The 19,704-nt window shown below is 28.8% G+C and carries 17 protein-coding genes and 1 other annotated feature; of the genes, 3 read left to right on the top strand and 14 right to left on the bottom strand.

Features of this window, described 5'->3' with window-relative positions:
• Positions 1–748 precede the first annotated feature (748 nt).
• Positions 749–982 (top strand): tyrosine-type recombinase/integrase, encoded by a 234-nt coding sequence (locus B3B03_RS02690; RefSeq protein ID WP_346848288.1) that lies wholly within the window; start codon positions 749–751, stop codon positions 980–982.
• Positions 983–1,077: 95 nt separating this feature from the next.
• Here B3B03_RS02690 and B3B03_RS02685 read toward each other — a convergent pair whose 3' ends face one another.
• The 10 genes from B3B03_RS02685 to B3B03_RS02640 all read right to left on the bottom strand — a co-directional run bounded on the left by B3B03_RS02685 (position 1,078) and on the right by B3B03_RS02640 (position 10,756).
• The gene (locus tag B3B03_RS02685; protein WP_346876432.1) at positions 1,078–2,136 is read right to left on the bottom strand and encodes a sensor histidine kinase; all 1,059 of its coding nucleotides are present in this window, start codon (positions 2,134–2,136) and stop codon (positions 1,078–1,080) included.
• Positions 2,137–2,175: 39 nt separating this feature from the next.
• On the bottom strand, positions 2,176–2,847 hold the full coding sequence (locus B3B03_RS02680; protein WP_346848286.1) for a response regulator transcription factor: 672 nt from the start codon (positions 2,845–2,847) through the stop codon (positions 2,176–2,178).
• Positions 2,848–2,936: 89 nt separating this feature from the next.
• Complete coding sequence (locus B3B03_RS02675) at positions 2,937–3,491, bottom strand: histidine phosphatase family protein (RefSeq protein ID WP_346876431.1); 555 nt, start codon at positions 3,489–3,491, stop codon at positions 2,937–2,939.
• 28 nt (positions 3,492–3,519) lie between these two features.
• Positions 3,520–4,347 (bottom strand): MerR family transcriptional regulator, encoded by an 828-nt coding sequence (locus B3B03_RS02670; protein ID WP_346876430.1) that lies wholly within the window; start codon positions 4,345–4,347, stop codon positions 3,520–3,522.
• A gap of 93 nt (positions 4,348–4,440) precedes the next feature.
• A complete protein-coding gene (locus B3B03_RS02665) occupies positions 4,441–5,760 on the bottom strand; it encodes an MATE family efflux transporter (protein ID WP_346848283.1) in 1,320 nt (439 codons plus the stop codon).
• 413 nt (positions 5,761–6,173) lie between these two features.
• On the bottom strand, positions 6,174–7,973 hold the full coding sequence (pepF, locus tag B3B03_RS02660) for an oligoendopeptidase F (protein WP_346848282.1): 1,800 nt from the start codon (positions 7,971–7,973) through the stop codon (positions 6,174–6,176).
• 82 nt (positions 7,974–8,055) lie between these two features.
• A complete protein-coding gene (locus tag B3B03_RS02655) occupies positions 8,056–8,478 on the bottom strand; it encodes a hypothetical protein (protein ID WP_346848281.1) in 423 nt (140 codons plus the stop codon).
• Positions 8,479–9,008: 530 nt separating this feature from the next.
• The gene (locus tag B3B03_RS02650) at positions 9,009–9,338 is read right to left on the bottom strand and encodes a winged helix-turn-helix transcriptional regulator (protein WP_035133205.1); all 330 of its coding nucleotides are present in this window, start codon (positions 9,336–9,338) and stop codon (positions 9,009–9,011) included.
• 140 nt (positions 9,339–9,478) lie between these two features.
• The gene (locus tag B3B03_RS02645) at positions 9,479–10,069 is read right to left on the bottom strand and encodes a TlpA disulfide reductase family protein (protein ID WP_346876429.1); all 591 of its coding nucleotides are present in this window, start codon (positions 10,067–10,069) and stop codon (positions 9,479–9,481) included.
• 9 nt (positions 10,070–10,078) lie between these two features.
• Positions 10,079–10,756, bottom strand: coding sequence for a cytochrome c biogenesis CcdA family protein (locus B3B03_RS02640; RefSeq protein ID WP_346876428.1), 678 nt, complete (start codon positions 10,754–10,756; stop codon positions 10,079–10,081).
• A 201-nt stretch (positions 10,757–10,957) separates the two neighbouring features.
• Here B3B03_RS02640 and B3B03_RS02635 point away from each other — a divergent pair, with 201 nt between their 5' ends.
• On the top strand, positions 10,958–12,688 hold the full coding sequence (locus B3B03_RS02635) for a WG repeat-containing protein (RefSeq protein WP_346876427.1): 1,731 nt from the start codon (positions 10,958–10,960) through the stop codon (positions 12,686–12,688).
• Between the two features lie 96 nt (positions 12,689–12,784).
• Here B3B03_RS02635 and B3B03_RS02630 read toward each other — a convergent pair whose 3' ends face one another.
• From B3B03_RS02630 to hflX, 3 genes are all read right to left on the bottom strand, one after another.
• Positions 12,785–13,552: a MerR family transcriptional regulator gene (locus B3B03_RS02630; RefSeq protein WP_346876426.1), complete on the bottom strand. Its 768-nt coding sequence runs from the start codon at positions 13,550–13,552 to the stop codon at positions 12,785–12,787.
• Between the two features lie 147 nt (positions 13,553–13,699).
• Positions 13,700–15,034 (bottom strand): branched-chain amino acid transport system II carrier protein, encoded by a 1,335-nt coding sequence (brnQ, locus tag B3B03_RS02625; protein WP_346876425.1) that lies wholly within the window; start codon positions 15,032–15,034, stop codon positions 13,700–13,702.
• 201 nt (positions 15,035–15,235) lie between these two features.
• Positions 15,236–15,505: a binding site (T-box leader), on the bottom strand.
• Positions 15,506–15,583: 78 nt separating this feature from the next.
• Entirely contained in the window at positions 15,584–16,837 is a 1,254-nt protein-coding gene (hflX, locus tag B3B03_RS02620; protein ID WP_414632297.1) for a GTPase HflX, read from the bottom strand.
• A 638-nt stretch (positions 16,838–17,475) separates the two neighbouring features.
• Here hflX and B3B03_RS02615 point away from each other — a divergent pair.
• Positions 17,476–17,802: a hypothetical protein gene (locus tag B3B03_RS02615; protein ID WP_346876423.1), complete on the top strand. Its 327-nt coding sequence runs from the start codon at positions 17,476–17,478 to the stop codon at positions 17,800–17,802.
• 101 nt (positions 17,803–17,903) lie between these two features.
• Here B3B03_RS02615 and hcp read toward each other — a convergent pair whose 3' ends face one another.
• Positions 17,904–19,544 carry a hydroxylamine reductase gene (gene hcp, locus B3B03_RS02610; RefSeq protein WP_346876422.1) on the bottom strand — a complete coding sequence of 547 codons (1,641 nt, stop codon included), beginning with the start codon at positions 19,542–19,544 and terminating at the stop codon, positions 17,904–17,906.
• Positions 19,545–19,704 lie beyond the last annotated feature (160 nt).

Below are 19,704 nucleotides of genomic sequence, written 5' to 3'. Positions count from 1 at the left end.
TCAATACTGTTAATTTATATTAATCATAAATATTTAGTGACATAAATAAAAGCAGTAATTTCCCTCTATAAATTACTGTTTTTTATCTTTTGATAATATACTAATGACAACCTTAACAATTTTATTTCAGGCTGCTTTCAAGGAGATTATATAACTAAGTTATGAATAATGCTGTTATTTTGTTCCTAATTTAAATACATAGTCATAATTATTCTTATTTAGGAGAACCATATGCTATTTTTATTTAATTTATAAGATATAGTAGTTTCTAATATATCTTATTCCATTGATATTAATTGTGCTGCATTCTTGATCAATAAAAAATGTAGGAGCCAGTTCATTCCCTACTAGCCTTTAATATTATCTACCTAACTTCTTACAATAAGCTATACCCTTATCTAATGTTTCCTGTCTATTCTTCCCCTGGATAAGTACATTTGTATAACCACTCTTATTCTTAGCCTCTCCTACTGCAATAACTGTTTTATATTGTCCATAATGTGCATATGGTCTTAAACAGTTTATTGTTGGACAGTTAAGCCTATCAGCTATTATCTCAGCTATTGCCTGGTCTGTTGCATTTGAATATTGTAGTGTTACTTATTAAGGCTATTATCTCACCTTGTTGAATATTTAAGGCAGTAGTATTGCTCTCTGTAACTTCTTTCATGGTAGACAATGCACTTGCAAGACTTGTAGAGTACTCTAATTCTATAGTTGGATTTATTAGACTACCCTCAATTAAGAAATGAATGCGACTACTTGCAGAATAAATTTACACTATGCATTAAAAAAATCTTTTAATGTATATATACATGAATTAAGGCATACTTACACTACATTATTAATCCAAAATGGTTTTGATTTTAAAACTGTTGCTGAATATATTGGTGATAATGTGCAAGAGGTAATAAGGACGTATAGTCATGTAAATGACGATATGAGAAAAATAGGAAATGAGAAGATAGCAGAAATTTTTTAAAATTTATTTTTGACGAATTTTTTGCCGAATTGTCTTAAATATAGTATTTTCAAAGCCTTGCAAGGATATAAACAGAAATCTTACGTTTTGTTAGGTTAATCTTTTAATATGAACATTTTATTTATAGGAAACAAGATAGATACTGTAGTACCTTTATAAGCTTTAGACCTTATCTTTATACCAAGCCCTAATTTTTCGCAGAGATTTTTACAAAGGTATAAGCCTATTCCTGTGGATTTTCCAAAGATTCTTCCATTTTCTCCGGTGTACCCTTTTTCAAATACTTTACCAATAGAGCTTTCGCCAATACCTATACCATTATCTTCTATGTTTAGAATAATGTCCTCTTCCTTTTCTATGCAATATATTTTAATAGTGTCTTGTTTTTTATGCTCTTCACCTAATGAGTTTTTTCTAACACTCTTAGGGAATTTCATATATTTAATAGAATTTGATATAATCTGATTTAATATAAATTCTACCCATTTACTATCCGCATAAACGATTTTATCTACATTATCAATTTCAATTTTAATTCCATTTTCAATAAGAACTCTAGCATTCCTTTTTATTGTTGCATTAATACAGTTTTTAAGACTTATCTCTCTAATCATATAATCCTTCTCTATATTATTACTTCTAGTATAAAAAAGAGCTTGCTCTATATAATTTTCTACCTTATCTAAATCTTCCTCTATACTCTTTGTAATGGGAGATGGGTTATTTTCTATGGTTAATCTACTAGATGCAATAGGTGTTTTAATTTCATGAACCCACAACTCTATATAATCTTTATATTCACTATTTTTAATGGTTAAAGTAGATATTTCATCATTCATAGCCTTATCTGTCTCTTGAATTACTTCGTATAAAATTCTTCCCTCTAAGAAGTTAGGCTCCTCTATAACTTCAGAAATAAGATATTTCTTATCTAGATTATTTAATCCATGTAAAAGGTTATTATAAAATTTTCTTTTTGTAAAATAATCAAATATATAAAACAGTGATGAGCCTATAAAATTTAGAACCTCCACAAAAAAAATGGCATAGATATCCACCTTTAATGCTTTTAACAATATTCCTGTAAATAGAAAAATTATTGAATTTATAATCAAAAAAACAATTTTTTCTTTTATATACTCTCTAAAACTCATTAAAATTTCCTTCCTTTAGGTTTAATTTACTTTAATGTTTTAACCTAAAATATACCCCTGACCTCTTTTAGTTTGTAAATAGTCAACAGCTCCTATTTCATCTAGTTTTTTTCTTAGCCTATTTATGTTTACAGTTAAGGTATTATCATCTACAAACTCATCAGATTGCCATAGACATTTCATAAGTTCATCTCTAGATACTATTTTTTCTTTGCTTTTAATTAATGTATATAGAATTTTACTTTCATTTTTAGTTAATTCTTGTTTTTTATCATCAAATTCTATTTCACTGGTAGAAAGATTATATTTAAGTTCTCTACAAGCAAAAATCTCCATATCATTACTTCTATAAGTTCTTCTAATAATTGATGCAATCCTAGCTAATAATATTTCAGTGTTATATGGTTTAGTAATAAAATCATCAGCCCCTAGATTCATACTCATTAATTCGTCCATATCACTATCTCTACTAGTTACAACAATAATAGGCACACTAGAGGTTTTTCTTATTTCTCTACAGATATAGTATCCATCATAATATGGTAAATTAATATCTAATAATATTAAATTAGGTTCTGCCTCTAAAGCCTCCTCTACTATGTTCTCAAAATTATCAGAGGTTATAATGTCATATCCATATCTATTTAAAAAAGTACCTAGTTCTCTTCTAATCTTTTCTTCATCTTCAATAATAAAAATCTTTTCTTTCATAAGTTAACCACCTCATCTATGATTATATCTAATTGGGTTTATTTTAACAAAATCTATTATGTTTCTTCAAAGAAAATTTTTATCTTATTCTAAACCTTCCATACTCTCTTAATATCTACTATACTTTTTATATCATTAGTTTCAAATCTCAATAAATATACATCTGGATTACTTAAGTTCTTCCAAAAATCAAAACCTGAAATCTTATCAAAGTACCTCATTATTAAAGAAAATAACTCTCCATGGGTGACTATTGCTACATTTTCCTCTTCTAGCTTTAAAATATCAGTTAAAGCTTCAATGGCCCTTTTAGTAGCTTCATTTGAAGATTCGCCTCCATGAAAGGTTATATCCATATCTTTATAGGCTGCTAATAAATAAGGTGTGTAATCATCTACCACATAAGGTATCAATAACTTTTCTCTTACTCTTTCATCAATATTTACTTCTAACCCTAAATGCTTTGCAAAAGGTGTTATTGTCTTTATAGCCCTTACATAGGGACTAGATACAATATAATTAATACTATACTTTAGTAAATAGTCCTTTAATTCTAGCGCTTGATCTATACCAACCTCTGTTAACTCTGCCTCAGCTGGCTGTCCATATGCCTTACAATGTCTAATTAAATAAATGTTCTTCATGCTATCTCCCCTATATTGTCATTTAAAATTACTTATTCTCATCTATTAAAATTTGAATTTGTCCTAAAGCTTTTTCTTCTTTGTCTATCCCGCATCTTGTCATTATATATATCTCATAAAAATCCCCATTAACTATTATATTATTTTTTTCAATATACTCAACTAGCTTTCTGTAATATTTGCTTGTATCTTTATAATCGTCATCAAAGTTTATTGTAATATAATTTCCTGATTTTAGTGTAATTACTTTCTTTTCATCTATATACATGTTTTCATTTATACTTATCATTAAATTATTGTATTTTAACATTTCTTTACTTTTAAAATCTTCATAGGATGTTGGAAAAACTAACTCTTTATTAGTGCTTCCATATTTTTTTTCTATATATCCTAAGGCTTTAGATAGATTTATTTCAAATTCTTCTGTATATCTATGGGTATTACTATATTTTATAAATTTTCTTTCAGTACAATATTTTATAAAAGGCTCATTTATTCCCTCTTTTAATACTGTTTGAATTCTATCCTCTAAGAAACATATATTATTTTTTATGCTATCTAACTCTTTTATCTTTTCTTCTACTATTTCTTTTTGCTTTGTTATTATATCTAAAATGGAGTTAATGGAAGTGTAATTATTCACTAGTATTTTTATTTCATCTAAGGATAACCCCATAGCTTTACATTGTTTTATCAAATCTAAAATTATAAAGTGTTTTACTGAGTAGTATCTATACTTACTCTTTTCATTTACATAGGCAGGCTTTAACAATCCAATTTTGTCATAATGCCTCAATGTTTGTATAGAAATATTATGTAATTTAGATACTTCACCAATTGAAAATCTTGTATCCATATACTCTCACCCCATTATTATTATATCCTAAATTTCAAAAATAGGCTGTCCAAAAATCCTTAAATTTTGGACAGCCCTCTACTATTCTAAATTCTATGCACTTAATACTTCTTTAGTAGATACTCTTATATTAGCCACTATACTTATAGTTATAAATGTAAGGCTTTCCGATAATATTGTACCTGCCCAAATTCCATTGGCTCCAAAGACTTTATAAAGTATCATTAGTGAAATTGGCAAGTATATAACAGACCTTAAAAGACAACTTAAATTTGAGTATTTTGGCATCTCTAAGGCTTGGAAATAAACTAATGTATTTAAATTTATTCCAACGGCAAAATAACTTACACTTGCTATTCTAAGTGCTATATATGCAAGATTTGCAATTACAGGATCTGCTGTAAATATACCTATAAGTGCTGGACCAAATATAAAACATATTATAACAGAGAAACCACTAATTATTGTTGAAGATATACATGTTATCTTGAAAAATCCTAGCATTTGTTCTCCATCTTTTTTACCAAAATTATAGCTTATTAGAGGTTGTACTCCTAAAGTCAAGCCATAAAGAACCATATATATATTTGTTGTTATATAGTTAATTATACTATAGGCTGAAATTCCTTTTTCTCCAAGAAACATAACTAAAACAATATTATGTATTAATACCATTATTGAATAACTTCCTTGAGCAAAAAAAGACGGAAATCCTATTAAACAAAATTCTTTTAAATCTCTTTTATTTATTTTTACATTACCAAAGGTTAAATAACCTTTCTTCATAATAAAATGCGGCAATAACACAGATACTGTAATAATTTGACCAAGACCTGTAGCTATTGCAGCTCCCTTTATACCTAATCCAAATTTAAATATAAATATATAATCTAAGATAATATTAGTTACTGCTCCTGCAATTGTTGATATCATGGAAAGCTTTGGCCTTCCATCATTTCTTACAAAACTACTTAGTACTATTCCTATCAAGTTAGGGATACAAAAGATTGCATAAAATCTTAAATATTCCACTGCTAATCCTTTCAAACTAGTTGTTGCTCCTAAAATAGTTACTATTTGTTCTGTGAATATAATACAGGTAATACTTATAATACCGCTAGCTATTAAAAGAAACTTAAATACTTGTCTAAAAATAATTACTGCTCTATCTATATTCTTTGCACCTATGTTTTTAGACACTAAAGTTCCTCCACCTATGGCAAACATTGAAGCAAGTCCAAATAACATAACTGTAAAGGGAAGTACAATATTTACTGATGCCAATGCTAAATCACCAACACCTTGACCAACAAATATTCCATCTACTACTGTATATAAAGATGATATGAACATGGCAAGGGCAGAAGGCACTGCATATTTAAAAAACTCTTTCAATCTATTCTCTTTTTCCATACTTTATTCTCCTTTGTTTTTTATACTACCTTATACATAATAAAGTCTATCCTTAGTATAGAGTCAATAGTTTTTTCATATATATCCATAAATTATATATCTATCTAATGAATAGCTTGTTATTATCTTTAGAAAAGACTGCAGTAAAGAAAAAAATTTCATAAATAATCAAAGAATATTAGTAAACAGCATATATTATAATCACTTATCATTTAATATGAAAAAATGCATTAGTGAACTTTAATATAGTTGATAATTTTCTAAACACATAATAGCAATTTTTATATTGCAATAAAAAATAAAGATGATTTCAAAGTACATAATTACTTTAAAATCATCTTTATTTACTATTATAACCTAAAAAATCTTAATATATTTAAATTCACTTTCCAATATTCCAGGTATAATTTTTCTTATAATTCTTTTTCAAGCATAGCCAAAAGTTCATCAAATCTATTAATAGTATCTTCTAAAGGCTTTGGTGTAGTCATATCTACCCCAGCTTTTTTTAGTATTTCAATTGGATAGTCACTACATCCAGCTTTTAAGAAGCCTTTATATTTTTCAACTGCCTCTTCCCCTTCATTAAGAATTTTTTCATAGAAAGAGTTAGCTGCTGCAAAACCTGTTACATATTGATATACATAGAAATCTCTATAAAAATGAGGAATCCTTGCCCATTCAATGTCAATTTCACTATCCACTACCATAGTATCTCCAAAGTAGTTAACATTTAAGTCATGATAAATCTTGCATAAATCATCACTAGATAAAGCTTCCCCCTGCTCCATTTTTTCATGGACAATCATTTCAAACTCTGCAAACATGGTCTGTCTGAATACAGTAGTTCTAATTCCTTCAAGTTGTTGATTTATTAAATATAGTCTTTTAGCTTTATCTTTTTCATTTTTTATTAAATAGTCTATCAATAAACACTCATTAGTAGTAGATGCAACTTCAGCACAGAATAATTCATAATCAGCATAGGTATATGGTTGATTATTTCTTGAATAATAGGAGTGTATGCTATGCCCCATTTCATGAATTAAAGTAGATACATCATTCACTTGATTTTTATAGTTTAATAAGATATATGGCATAGAGGTATAGCTACCACTAGAGTAAGCTCCTCCTCTTTTTCCCTTGTTCTCATAAACATCAATCCAACCTTCTTTAACACCTTTACTAAAGATATCAATGTACTCTTTCCCCATTGGATCTAGAGCTTTTTCACAAAGAGCTACTCCTTCTTCAAAAGCTATATTAAACTTTGGTGCATCAATAATTGGCACATATAAATCATACATATGAATTTCATCTAAGTTAAGTAATTTCTTTTTTAACTCTACATATCTGTGAAGAGAATCTATTCTTTTATTCACTGTGTTTACTACATTTTTATATACTTCCACAGGAATTTTATTAGGTTTTAAAGATGCTTCAAGACAAGAGTTATATTTTCTAATTTTACTTTCAAAAATAAAGTTCTTAACAGAAGCAGTATACGAAGTTGACACGGTATTTTCATAATTCTTATAAGTTTTAAATAGCACCTCAAAGGCTTCTTTTCTGACTTTTCTGTCTTTACTTGTGATAAATACTGAATAATTTGAAGCTGTAAGCTCTACTTCGTTACCCTCTTCATCCTTTATTTTTGGAAAAGTTATATCAGCATTAGTAAGCATAGTGAATATATTACTTGGCGCACTTAGACAATCACTAACATTTGCTAATATATTCTCTTCTGCTTCACTTAAAATATGAGGTTTACCTTCAAATATATTTGTAATATATCTTTCATAATGTTTTAATCCAGAAGTATTTTCTATAAGCTTCTTAATATCTTCCACTTCCATAGTTAACAGTTCTGGAAGGAAAAATGAAATTAATCCACTAAATTCAGCTCCAAAAGTAGATATTTTATCCATCATAACTTGATATTTAGAATTAGATTTATTTTCATCACTTCTTAAGTGAGCATATACTACTAAATCCTCATATAAACTTGCCATCTCTTCATATTGATGTAAGTAATCTAATAGTTTAGCTCCTATACTAAGGTGTCCCTTAAATTCTAAAAGACTTGGAGATTTTTCCTTTAATTTTTTAAAATCTTCTTCCCACTTTTCATCAGTGGCGTACATTTTATCTACTTTCCATTTATATTTTTCTTCGACTTCTTCTCTTGTCTTTATCTTTTCCATTGTTACCATATTGCACCTCCATATTACTATTTAATGATAAAATTTTCCTTAATCACTATTATACCCTAATACATATTTTTTTGTAAAATATCTACTTCTTTTTACATAAGCCTCTAGTGTTTTCAATAACAGCTGCTCTAATTTTCTCCTTTATGTATGGATTGTTATATATATGATCAGAGTTAAATTTACAACTATTCATTAATGAAATAAAAGTAATTCTTCTATTTCCTTTATTTAATCTAGCTATGGCTCTATCTATTTTTTTATCTATAGCTTGAATTTCCTTTTCAAACTTTATTTTTTCTAAAATATATCCTCTTAATTCAGGATACTTAAAAACAGTAATATTAGTAATATCAGCTACCTTTACTACACTGGCAAAAACTAATCTATCTTCCTTAGAAATTATAGCTTTGATTGCTTCATCTATGTCTAATTTATACTTACTTAAATTATCTGCATTCTCCACATCATTATAAAATTCATTATCTTTAGTTATGTAGTTTTCCATCTTAAGCTCCTTTTTAATCCTCTTATGTGTTTGCTTTTTAACTTATCATACTAATAAAAAGAACTAACAATATAGCTATTAAATCTTCATATTTTAGCATGTTTTTAATGCTCTACTTAAATGACAAACCCCTGAAACCCGCATGAACAGAACAACTATTTAAATAGTTATATATTTATATAGTTACCTATTTAAATAGGTATATTTTAAAATAGATTCATATTTAAATAGCTTAAATTATCATTACTAATAATCATTATAACTTATTTTATTAATACTTTAAAACCTGAATTTAATTGTAAGCTTAATATAAAAGGATATCTTAGCTTATTAACTTTAATAGCTTTAAGATATCCTTTTTATTTTGTCCGATGACTACCAGCTCTAATACTCCCATCTTCTTCAAAGTGGGAGTAAAGAGAAGTTACGTCCCTGGATAACGATTTCTAAGCTTCATTGGGAGTTAATACTCCCTCTGAAGCAAAGAACTCTGTTTATTAATTTTGATTTCCCTCATTTATATTATAATCTTACTTGCAAGGCAAATTTTTTTCACCCCATAAAACCATTTGCTCAATAGTTGGGAGTAAGGATTTCCCCTTAGGTGTAAGATAATAAACTGACTCTACTTGATTGTTATTTATCTCTTTTTCATTATCTATGATCTCGCTATTTATAAGAATTTCTAGCTGCTGAGATAGCATTTTCTTGCTACAGCCCTTCATTCGACGATTTAATTCTCCAAATCTTTTACTATCCTTACTTAGTGACCAAATTATATTAGCTACCCACTTCTTGCCTAAAATATTTGCTAAAGCTTCTACTGGGCAGTGATATTCTTCATTATTTGCTACAAACATAACTTCTCTCCTTTAGTATATACCTCTAAAAACTTTTATATAATTAAATAAGTATACGCTACTAAGTCTATATTATACCTGTATCATTTTTCTTTAGCTACTCTTAATACACTTTTTTCACTAATTATTAATAGTTTTATCTATTTCTTAATCCTCTCTATCATAGCCTCTAAAAATTCTTCATTGACTATACCAATTCTTTCCATAGTAACGAATCCTTCCTTATCGATAAAAACAGTTCTTGGTATACTTGCAACATTGTATTTATTAGCAAAATCTAAATCCTTATCATATAAAGTGAGCATATCATATTCATTATCTACCATGAACTTTTTAGCACTTTCTGCAGTTTCTCTTTGCCCATCTGTCATATTTATCATTAATATTTTAACATTGTCTCCATATTTATTATTTGCTTCTTTGAATAGCGGCATTTCACTCTGGCAAGGTCCACACCAACTAGCCCAATAGTTTAGTACCACTGGTGTGCCCTTGTAATCTGATAGTTTAACTTCCTTTCCATCTTCATCATATACTGTAAAATCTACAGCTTTGGCCTTTGTATCCTCTGTCTTACCTTCCTCACCAGTGATAAGACTATCACTTATTCCTTTATTGTTATTTTTCTCATTTTCATTATATCGAGATGATAGTTCATTATATCCTAGATAAACTAATATAAAAAATATAATGAAACCTATAATCCATATAATTATATTCTTATTTTTCATAACTGCCTCCTAAAAACTTAAAATTGAAAGTATTTTATTTAAATATCCTGTCATCATTGCAATTCCAATAACTACAAGAATTAGTCCAGAAATCCTATTAATTATTTTATAATTTCTTTTTATAAAATCTAAGGTTTCCTTTAGCTTCCCTATCAAAATAGCAGATATAATAAAAGGGATTCCTAATCCTATACTATAAATAAATAGCATTAAAGTGCCCTTTAAAACTTTCTGACTATTAGCAGCAATCATCAGGGCTGATCCTAAAAATGTACCTACACATGGCGTCCATCCGATGGCAAAAACTACTCCAAATAAGATTGAAGAAATAAATTTTAGAGACTTAATCTTCATATCCATCTTAAAACTTCTCTCTAAAAATGAAATTCTAAGTAAACCCATGTAGTTTAGACCAAATATAACTATTATTGTTCCACCTATTATATTAAGTAGTGTATAGTAATTTCTAATAAAGCTTCCAAAAGTCCCTGCTAAGGTTCCTAACAGTGTAAATATTATTGTAAAACCAATTACAAATCCTAAAGCATTTATTAAAGTATTATTTTTCTTTCCATCTTCTAAATTATTATCTCCCGCAAAGTAAGAAATATATATAGGCAACATTGGTAAAATACATGGAGATATGAAGGTTATAATTCCTTCTAAAAATAATAAAATATATTCCATATCTTACTCCTTTCAAATTTATTTACACTAAATATATCAATATACACTTAACCTTTCAATTGGTCACCTTTTAGTAACCTTTATTATGATATACCTATATGTAATAATTAATTCTTAATAATGTTAAACTTTATAAATTCATTGAAACATATTAAATAAACCTAAATACACTAATATTAAGTAATGAATAGGAGAGTATTTATGAGTGATTTCAAAGAATCTTGCGTAGATTTATATCCAGCTCTAACAAATACACAAAAAGGAAGCCTATATGGATATATTAATTCTAAAGGAAATTTTATTATATCACCTAGCTTTTCTACAGCATCAAGCTTCAATGAAAATAGATTAGCTATAGTTTGCAAATATAATAATTGTGGGGTTATTAACATTAATGGGGAATATGTAATTCCACCTATATATAATTCTATAGAACCCTTTGTTGAATCTAGAGCTGTATATGTACAAGGAGACATTATGGGTGTTATAGATGAAGGTGGAAAAATAATTACTAAAAATCCATATACCTTTATCTCTAGCTATAGTGATTCTCTAGCCCTTGTTAGTATTAAAACTTCTTCAGATGACCAACTATATGGTTATATAGATATGGATGGTAATGAAGTACTACCACCAAATTATTTGGAAGGTAGTGACTTTAAAAATAACTATGCACTAGTTAAATCTCGTGATGGTACCTATCAAGTAATTGATAAAAGTGGAACTATTATTACAACCTTTCCTTATAAATTTGTAGGTAATTATAATGAAGGTGTATTTACTTTTTCCGAAAGTCTAGGAGGGCTTATTGGTTATGTAGACATATATGGTCGTGTTCTTATAAAGCCTAAATTTACATCTGCTTCTCCTGTAAATGATGGATACATGGTAGTAAGCACCGCACCTAATTATAAAGGTAATTATGGAGTTGTAACTTTATCTGATCATATTCTATATCCTTTCATTTATGACGACATAAGATATGTTGGAGATAATAGATTTGCCCTAGGCATTTATCGTGGTAATAATGTTAATACTTCTTTTAATAGTATCTACGCGTTAGGAGACAACAAGGGCAATACCCTTACAGATTTTAAATTTTTAGATATTCAAAAATTTAAAAATGGATTAGCCTCTGCTTATAATCTTGAAAATAGTTTCTTTATAGACCTTAGTGGTAGAATTGTTAGAAACTTACCTGTAGTTAAAGGAACTGGCACCTTAGAGCTTCAATGTGACATTGTTTATGCCGATATAGACTATATTCCTTATTACCTGAATACGAAGGGTGATATAATCTATAAACCCAATAATCGAATTAAATTAAATGATGAATATACTATACTAAAACTAAAATATAAGCCTAATGTAGATTATTTAGTATATTATCCTCAAATTAATCAGTCTACTCCATCTACAGTAATTGAAAACATCAATTCAAAATTAAGGGAATTGTGTGCTCTTAAGATAGTTGATCGTAATGAAGTTTTAGATTATAATCTCTATGGAAATTTTGAAACTTTATTCTTTAAAAAAGACTTATATATTCCAGAAATAAATACCTATTATTATCCTTTTGGCGCTGCTCATGGAATGACAGCTAGAAGCACACCAAATATTAACTTAAAAACTGGAGAGTTTTATTCCTTATCAGATTTATTTGATTGTACTACTCGTTGGATAGATGAAATAAATAAAATCATAGAAAATATGATAGAAACTGACCCTCAATATTCTTATGTATATGAAGATGGCTTTAAAGGTATTACTAGTAACCAGAATTTTTATGTAGATGAAGATAATCTATATATATTTTTTGCACCTTATGAGATTGCACCTTATGCTGCTGGTTTTGTTACCTTCAAAATTCCTTTTGCAGATATAGATTCTCTACTTTGTAAAAAGGGAAGTTTTTATAACTCATTTAATTGATAAATAAGGGTGTCTCCAAAGCCTTACCTTAAGTTTATTTTAGTAAACTTATACTTTGGAGACACCCTTTCATATCCTTAAATTTTAATGTTTATATTAATATTTATCAGTTCCTGTATATATGAATATAGCATCCCTTAAAAAAGCTGCCATTCCTGGTTGTTTAGCATCATAATATGCTGTAAATCTTTTATCATCCACATACATTTGGGCAAGTCCTGCATGGGCTTCTTTACTGTAACTGCTCCAGTAATATTCTATCCATTTGCGATGTAATTCTGCTGTTTTCTGAGCTAGTTCTCCAGCTGGATTACCTGTTTTAAAAGCTGCTGATAAAGTATTCATAATTTCTTCTGCCAGGTTTGTTACTTCCTCATATTCTTTTTCTGACATATCTTTTACTTTTGCATTAGATTTATTTACTTCCTCATCACCATATTTTCCTCTTATTTCTTTACCGTATTTCTTCTCATTTTTATCTATTAGTTTTTGTTTGAACCCTTCAAACTTTTCTTTATTACTCATCTTAATTCCTCCTTTTTTGTTAGCTATGGTCTTTTCAACATTAGCTATTAACAAATCTATTTGTTTTCTTTTTTCAAGGAGTTTAAGGCGATGTTCTATAAGTGCATTAATCCCATCAAAGGAAGGTTCATTTATTATATTTTTTATATCTATTAAACTAACCCCTAATTCTCTATAAAACAGTATTTGTTGCAGTCTATCAAGTTCTGCTTGCCCATAAATTCTATATCCTGATGAATTAATTCTTGCCGGCTTAAGAATTCCTATTTCATCATAGTATCTAAGGGTTCTTGTACTTATCCCTGCTAACTTACCTAAATTTTGCACTGTATATTCCATATTCTCACTCCTCCTAATATTCAATATACAGCTTTACGTAACGTGAATGTCAACAGTTTTATTAAAATTATTCCCCTTATAATTTTAATATACTTATCCCATGTCTTTCTTCTAGATTATGTTGGAAATTATAGTTATAGAGTATTTTTATAATTCACTTACTTTACTATAGCTTATTTTTTCTTCAACTAACTTGTATACAGTTCCAAGTATTATACCAATTAGCGCTGGCACCACCCATCCTAATCCTTTAGAATAGAGCGGTAACTTGATAAATAAATTCACAATAAAGTTCCATTGTATTCCAACTTGCCCTAATGCATCAGCTACACTTATAATTCCCGTAAACAATATTGTTAATCCATATACCACTGTACTTCCATTAAAAAACTTATCTAGCATTGCAAGGACTATAAGCATTATTGCTATTGGATAAATTGCATTTAATACTGGTACTGATATAGCAAGAATTTTTGTTAATCCCATATTGGCAAGAATCATACTGGAAAGTGATAATATTCTAACCCAATTTTTATATGATAATTTACTATTTAATGCGGAAAAGTATTGACTACAGGAAGTTATAAGTCCAACACAGGTTGTAAGACAAGCTAATGTAAATATCACTGCTAACAGTACAGCACCTGGTTTTCCAAATATATAAGTCATGATATTTGTTAAAGTTTGTGCTCCATTTTCAGTAGTTCCAAATCTTCCTCCACTAGTTGCTCCTAGATGTGCCAGTATAGAATAAACTACTATTAATAATCCGCCTGCGCCTACACCAGCCTTTACAGATGTAGAGATAATTGCTTTTTCATCCTTAATTCCTTTAGATTTTATAGCTAAAGCTATAACTATTCCAAAATTTAAAGCGGCTATGGTATCCATAGTTAAGTATCCATCTAAAAAGCCTTTAACAAAAGGTGAATTTACATACTCTTCTGTGGCTACCCCATAACTACCTAATGGTCTGAAAATTGATGCTATAAAAATTAGTGAAATTAGTACTAATAGGATTGGTGTCAAAAACTTACCCATACGATCCACTAATTTAGCAGGGGTTAATGAAAGCCAATAAGCTACTGAAAAGAATATTAAAGTAAATATAAAAAGTGCCCAGATTTTTGATATGCTTTCTGGCAAATATGGTGCTACAGCCATTTCAAAAGGTAAACTTCCAGCTCTTGGAATACCTAAACAAGGTCCAATAGATAAATATATAAGTACTGTAAATACCCCTGCAAATAACGGATTAACTCTTTTAGCCAAATTATGTAGTCCCCCTGATTTAGCCACTGCAACTACTCCTAAAACAGGAAATCCTACTGCCGTTATAAAAAATCCTGCCATAGAAATCCAAGTTGCTCCCCCTGCTAATTGTCCTAGAAATGGTGGAAATATTAAATTTCCGGCTCCAAAGAATAATGAGAAAAGCATTAAGCTTATTAATACTAAATCTTTTTTTGATAAGTTATTCATTTTTATTCCCCCTCGTTTATGCTGTGAATTTTCTACTAGCTAATAATATCACCTTGTATATCCATAATATTCCCCCTTTTCAGTTTATTAGCGCCTTGCTTCCCTTCTTTTAGCACTGATATACATCCAAAAGATTTTCTATGTCTTTGCTTTCTTACATTTTTAATTCTAATGTAAAATAAAAAACCCGTCCCTTGAAAAACAAGGGACGGGTTAAACCGCGTTACCACCCTAATTCTGTAAACAAATCTAAAAACAATACATTAATAGATTCAATTACAACACTTAGATACGTATCTAACAATACGCTTTTCTTTTAACGGTGAAAGACTCCGGCAAAACCTACTAAAATATTTCGGCGTTGCTTCTCAGAGATGATTTTCAGTTGTATATTGAACATTGGCTTTCAGCAAAATGCCAACTCTCTTTGGAACAAAAATACTACTTACTTTTTCTCTTCATAGAATTTCTTGAATTTATATGCTATTAATATTATATGCATATTGAACTTCTGTCAATACTTTTTAATATTTTTTAATTATTTTTAATTTAGCCTATTACATATTCCCTATATTTTTCATAATCTATATTGGAACACTCAATAGATAACTCAGTACCATCATTTCTATATTTTCTATCTATAACTCTTGCATTATCATTTAAATAAGATAACAAATTTCCTTTATCATAAGGTATAAACATATTACAATTTATATAATTATTAAATACCTTATTAGATATAGTTTCTACAAGTTTATCTATACCTAAATTTTTCTTTGCTGATATATAAACTCCATTTTTTTCAGTTAAATAATAATCTACTAAGTCAATCTTATTATAAACATAAATCATAGGAACTGATTCTGCTCCTATCTCTTTTAATGTTTCATTTGTTACTTTAAGATGATGTTTATAATCTGGATTAGAAATATCTACAACATGGAGTAATAAGTCAGCTTCACAAACTTCCTCTAGGGTAGATCTGAAAGCCTTTATTAAATTGTGTGGTAAGTTACTTACAAACCCTACTGTATCTGACAATAAAAATTTTTTATTATCATCTAACTTTATGCTTCTTATAGACGTTTCTAAGGTTGCAAACAGCATATCTTTTTCAAAAACCTTTTTTTCTTCACTATCTTTAAATGTATCTATCATACTATTCATAATTGATGATTTCCCTGCATTAGTATATCCAACTAAGGCTATTTGGGGCACACTAGACTTTCTTCTTAAGTTACGCTGTGTTTCTCTTTGATGTTTTAACTCTTCAAGTTCCTTGTTTAAGGCAGCTATTTTGGCCTCAATCTTTCTGCGATCAAGCTCTAACTTTTTCTCTCCAGCACCTTTGTTTTTTGTTCCTACACCTCCACTTTGACGACCTAAATTTTCATTAGCCCCAATTAGTCTTGGTAATAAATACTGAAGTCTTGCTACCTCTACCTGAAGTTTTGCTTCTCTAGTTTTTGCTCTTTCAGCAAATATACTTAGTATTAGTGCAGTTCTATCAATAACTTCACATTCAATAGCCTTTTCTATATTTCTTAATTGTGATGACGATAGCTCATTATTAAAAATTACTATGTCTACTTCTTCACTATTTACTAATGATTTTAATTCATCTAGCTTTCCACTTCCAATATAATGTGCCTTATTGATTTGTTTTGAATTTTGTACAAGCTCTCCTATAGCTTCAATATCACAGGCCATACATAAATTCTTAAGTTCAACCATAGATTCTTCAAATCCATTTTCATTATTTATATTTATTCCTACTACTATTCCTTTTCTTTCCATTTCCATAATCTCCTTTAATCATACTATTTAAGCTACTATAGTACGGATTCATGATTATAGAATTTTAACTTTAAAGTTTACTTCTTTAAAGAAATCTCCATGATATATACGGAGTAAATTCTACTATCTAAATCATATGTTTAGATAGCCACATTTAATGCAACTCATAAATCCACCTTTTAGCCTCTTAATCTAACACTAAAAATTCCACTCTTAATTCTCATCTTACACGCCTCCATAACCTTGAATTATTTAATAAAAAAATACCTTGGCATAGAAAATTATCCATTTCTCTGCTCAAGGTATTATAATTACTTAAATAAAATATTATAAATTACATAAATAAAGCCTTAAATAACCCTATTATTATAAGCAGTATGGATTTTATTAAATTTCTTTAAAACTATAAATAATTTTTTCATTTCATACCGCTCCTTTTCTTTGTAATCATTTACCAATAATATAGCATACATTACTTAAGTTGTAAACATTATAATAAATTATTTTATTTCTTAGGTCTACAAAATTTATATTTTATATTTCTTACTGATAATCATTTTAATGAATTATTAATTGCAAATCACTTTCATTTTATGTATAATACATGTTAAATAACCATAAACTTACCTAGAGGAGGTAATAAAATGTCTGTATATCAAATAACTTATTATATAGCTGAAACTCATAATCATGAATGTGATCATGATCACCAGCATGATGAGAATTGCAACCACGACCATCATCACCACCATAGTAATCTGCCTAGAAAAATTAAATCTTTAGGGTCTTGGGCAAACATTATGCCAACCACATTTCTTTTACATACTGAAATGAATTCTAAGGATATAAAGCTAGCTTTAGATGAAGTAAAAGAAGATAATGAAATATTTTTCATTTCTCAAGTTACTTTGGATAATGATGGTTCTATGCATCCAGGTGCCTTAGCTTGGATTGAATCTCGTCTTAAGTAAAAGAAATATATACTAAATTAAGAGGTCCACTAGAATATTAATTTTAGTGAACCTCTTTTAATAGTTACATATTGGGCTTAATTATATATTTATTTTTTCAATTACATTTCCATGAACATTTTCATATCATCTTCTACGTTAGTTATTCCACCTATTCCAAAGTTTTCAACTAAAACATTAGCTACATTTGGAGATAGGAATGCTGGAAGCGTTGGTCCTAAGTGAATGTTTTTTACTCCTAAGTGTAGTAGAGATAATAAAACTATTACAGCCTTTTGCTCATACCATGCAATGTTAAATGCTATTGGTAATTCATTTATATCTTCTAACTCAAATACTTCTTTTAATTTTAAAGCAATTAATGCTAGTGAGTATGAATCATTACATTGACCTGCATCAAGTACTCTTGGAATTCCTCCAATATCACCTAAGTCTAACTTGTTATATTTATATTTCGCACATCCTGCAGTTAAGATTACCGTATCTTGTGGTAATGCCTTTGCAAAGTCAGTGTAGTATTCTCTTTTATTTTGTCTACCATCACAACCTGCCATCACAAAGAATTTCTTTATAGCTCCAGTTTTTACTGCTTCTACAATTTTATCAGCCAAGGCTAATACTTGATTGTGTGCAAAGCCTCCAATGATTTCACCATGTTCAATTTCTATTGGAGCTTCACAAGTTTTAGCTAATTCTATCAATGCTGAAAAATCTTTATTTCCTTTTTCATCAGCTGCAATATGTGTACATCCTGTATATCCTGCAGCACCTGTAGTAAACACTCTTGCTTTGTAGCTATCTTTAGGTGGTACTATACAGTTTGTAGTCATAAGAATTGGTCCATTAAAGCTCTCAAATTCTTCTGTTTGCTTCCACCATGCATTTCCATAGTTTCCTATGAAGTGTGAGTACTTTTTAAATGCTGGATAGTAGTGAGCTGGTAACATCTCTGAGTGAGTGTATACATCTACTCCTGTACCCTCTGTTTGAATTAATAATTGCTCTAAGTCTTTTAAGTCGTGTCCAGACACAAGAATTCCAGGCTTATTACTTACTCCAATATTTACTTTTGTAATTTCTGGATGTCCATAGCTTTCAGTATTAGCTTTATCAAGTAATGCCATACCGTCTACTCCAACTTTACCAGTTTCTAATGTTAATGCTATATATTCATCTATTGTTATCTTATTATCTGCTGTTGCAGCTAAAGCTTTTTGCATAAATGCACATATGGCTTCATCATCATATCCTAATGCATTAGCATGTTTAACATATGCAGCTAATCCTTTCAATCCATAAGTTATCATTTCTCTTAAACTTCTAATATCTTCATTATCAGTAGACAGTACTCCTACTAAACCAGCTTTACTATCCATTTCAGCTTCTGTTTTAGCTGTCCATAATGCAGCGTCACTTAAATCTTCTTTATTGCTTAATTTTGAAAGTAATTCTTCCTTAAGATTTAAAGTTTCTTTAACCATTTTATAGAATACCGCGTCATCAAAATTTGCATTTGTAATTGTAGTGAAAAGATTCATAGTCACAGCTCTATTTATTATATTAGAAACAGTTACTCCTTCTTCCCTAGCTCTTGTAGCTACTTCTGATAATCCTCTTGAACTGTATATTAATAAGTCTTGAAGTTTTGCAAGATCAGGAGTCTTACCACAAACTCCTCTTACAGTACATCCGCTGCAACCAGCTGCTTCTTGACATTGAAAACAAAACATCTTATTCTCCATATTTAACTCCCCTTTATTTCTTAATAATATTTTTTACTTTGTTGATTTAATAATTGAATTCATTTGAACTATGGTCTTATTGTACATAAAATAAATGCAGGAGTCCGTAACCTATGTTACGAACTCCTGTGATAATATATTTTTTTAAATGTTTTTATTT

Source organism: Clostridium sp. UBA5712 (assembly GCF_002419845.1).
GTDB lineage: Bacteria > Bacillota > Clostridia > Clostridiales > Clostridiaceae > Clostridium_J > Clostridium_J sulfidigenes.
This window is presented reverse-complemented; position numbering and strand designations above follow the sequence as displayed.

Coding starts and splice junctions, on each gene's coding strand:
- B3B03_RS02690 (WP_346848288.1), top strand. CDS start 749: ATGAATGCGACTACTTGCAGAATAAATTTACACTATGCATTAAAAAAA.
- B3B03_RS02685 (WP_346876432.1), bottom strand. CDS start 2,136: ATGAGTTTTAGAGAGTATATAAAAGAAAAAATTGTTTTTTTGATTATA.
- B3B03_RS02680 (WP_346848286.1), bottom strand. CDS start 2,847: ATGAAAGAAAAGATTTTTATTATTGAAGATGAAGAAAAGATTAGAAGA.
- B3B03_RS02675 (WP_346876431.1), bottom strand. CDS start 3,491: ATGAAGAACATTTATTTAATTAGACATTGTAAGGCATATGGACAGCCA.
- B3B03_RS02670 (WP_346876430.1), bottom strand. CDS start 4,347: ATGGATACAAGATTTTCAATTGGTGAAGTATCTAAATTACATAATATT.
- B3B03_RS02665 (WP_346848283.1), bottom strand. CDS start 5,760: ATGGAAAAAGAGAATAGATTGAAAGAGTTTTTTAAATATGCAGTGCCT.
- pepF (WP_346848282.1), bottom strand. CDS start 7,973: ATGGTAACAATGGAAAAGATAAAGACAAGAGAAGAAGTCGAAGAAAAA.
- B3B03_RS02655 (WP_346848281.1), bottom strand. CDS start 8,478: ATGGAAAACTACATAACTAAAGATAATGAATTTTATAATGATGTGGAG.
- B3B03_RS02650 (WP_035133205.1), bottom strand. CDS start 9,338: ATGTTTGTAGCAAATAATGAAGAATATCACTGCCCAGTAGAAGCTTTA.
- B3B03_RS02645 (WP_346876429.1), bottom strand. CDS start 10,069: ATGAAAAATAAGAATATAATTATATGGATTATAGGTTTCATTATATTT.
- B3B03_RS02640 (WP_346876428.1), bottom strand. CDS start 10,756: ATGGAATATATTTTATTATTTTTAGAAGGAATTATAACCTTCATATCT.
- B3B03_RS02635 (WP_346876427.1), top strand. CDS start 10,958: ATGAGTGATTTCAAAGAATCTTGCGTAGATTTATATCCAGCTCTAACA.
- B3B03_RS02630 (WP_346876426.1), bottom strand. CDS start 13,552: ATGGAATATACAGTGCAAAATTTAGGTAAGTTAGCAGGGATAAGTACA.
- brnQ (WP_346876425.1), bottom strand. CDS start 15,034: ATGAATAACTTATCAAAAAAAGATTTAGTATTAATAAGCTTAATGCTT.
- hflX (WP_414632297.1), bottom strand. CDS start 16,837: ATGGAAATGGAAAGAAAAGGAATAGTAGTAGGAATAAATATAAATAAT.
- B3B03_RS02615 (WP_346876423.1), top strand. CDS start 17,476: ATGTCTGTATATCAAATAACTTATTATATAGCTGAAACTCATAATCAT.
- hcp (WP_346876422.1), bottom strand. CDS start 19,544: ATGGAGAATAAGATGTTTTGTTTTCAATGTCAAGAAGCAGCTGGTTGC.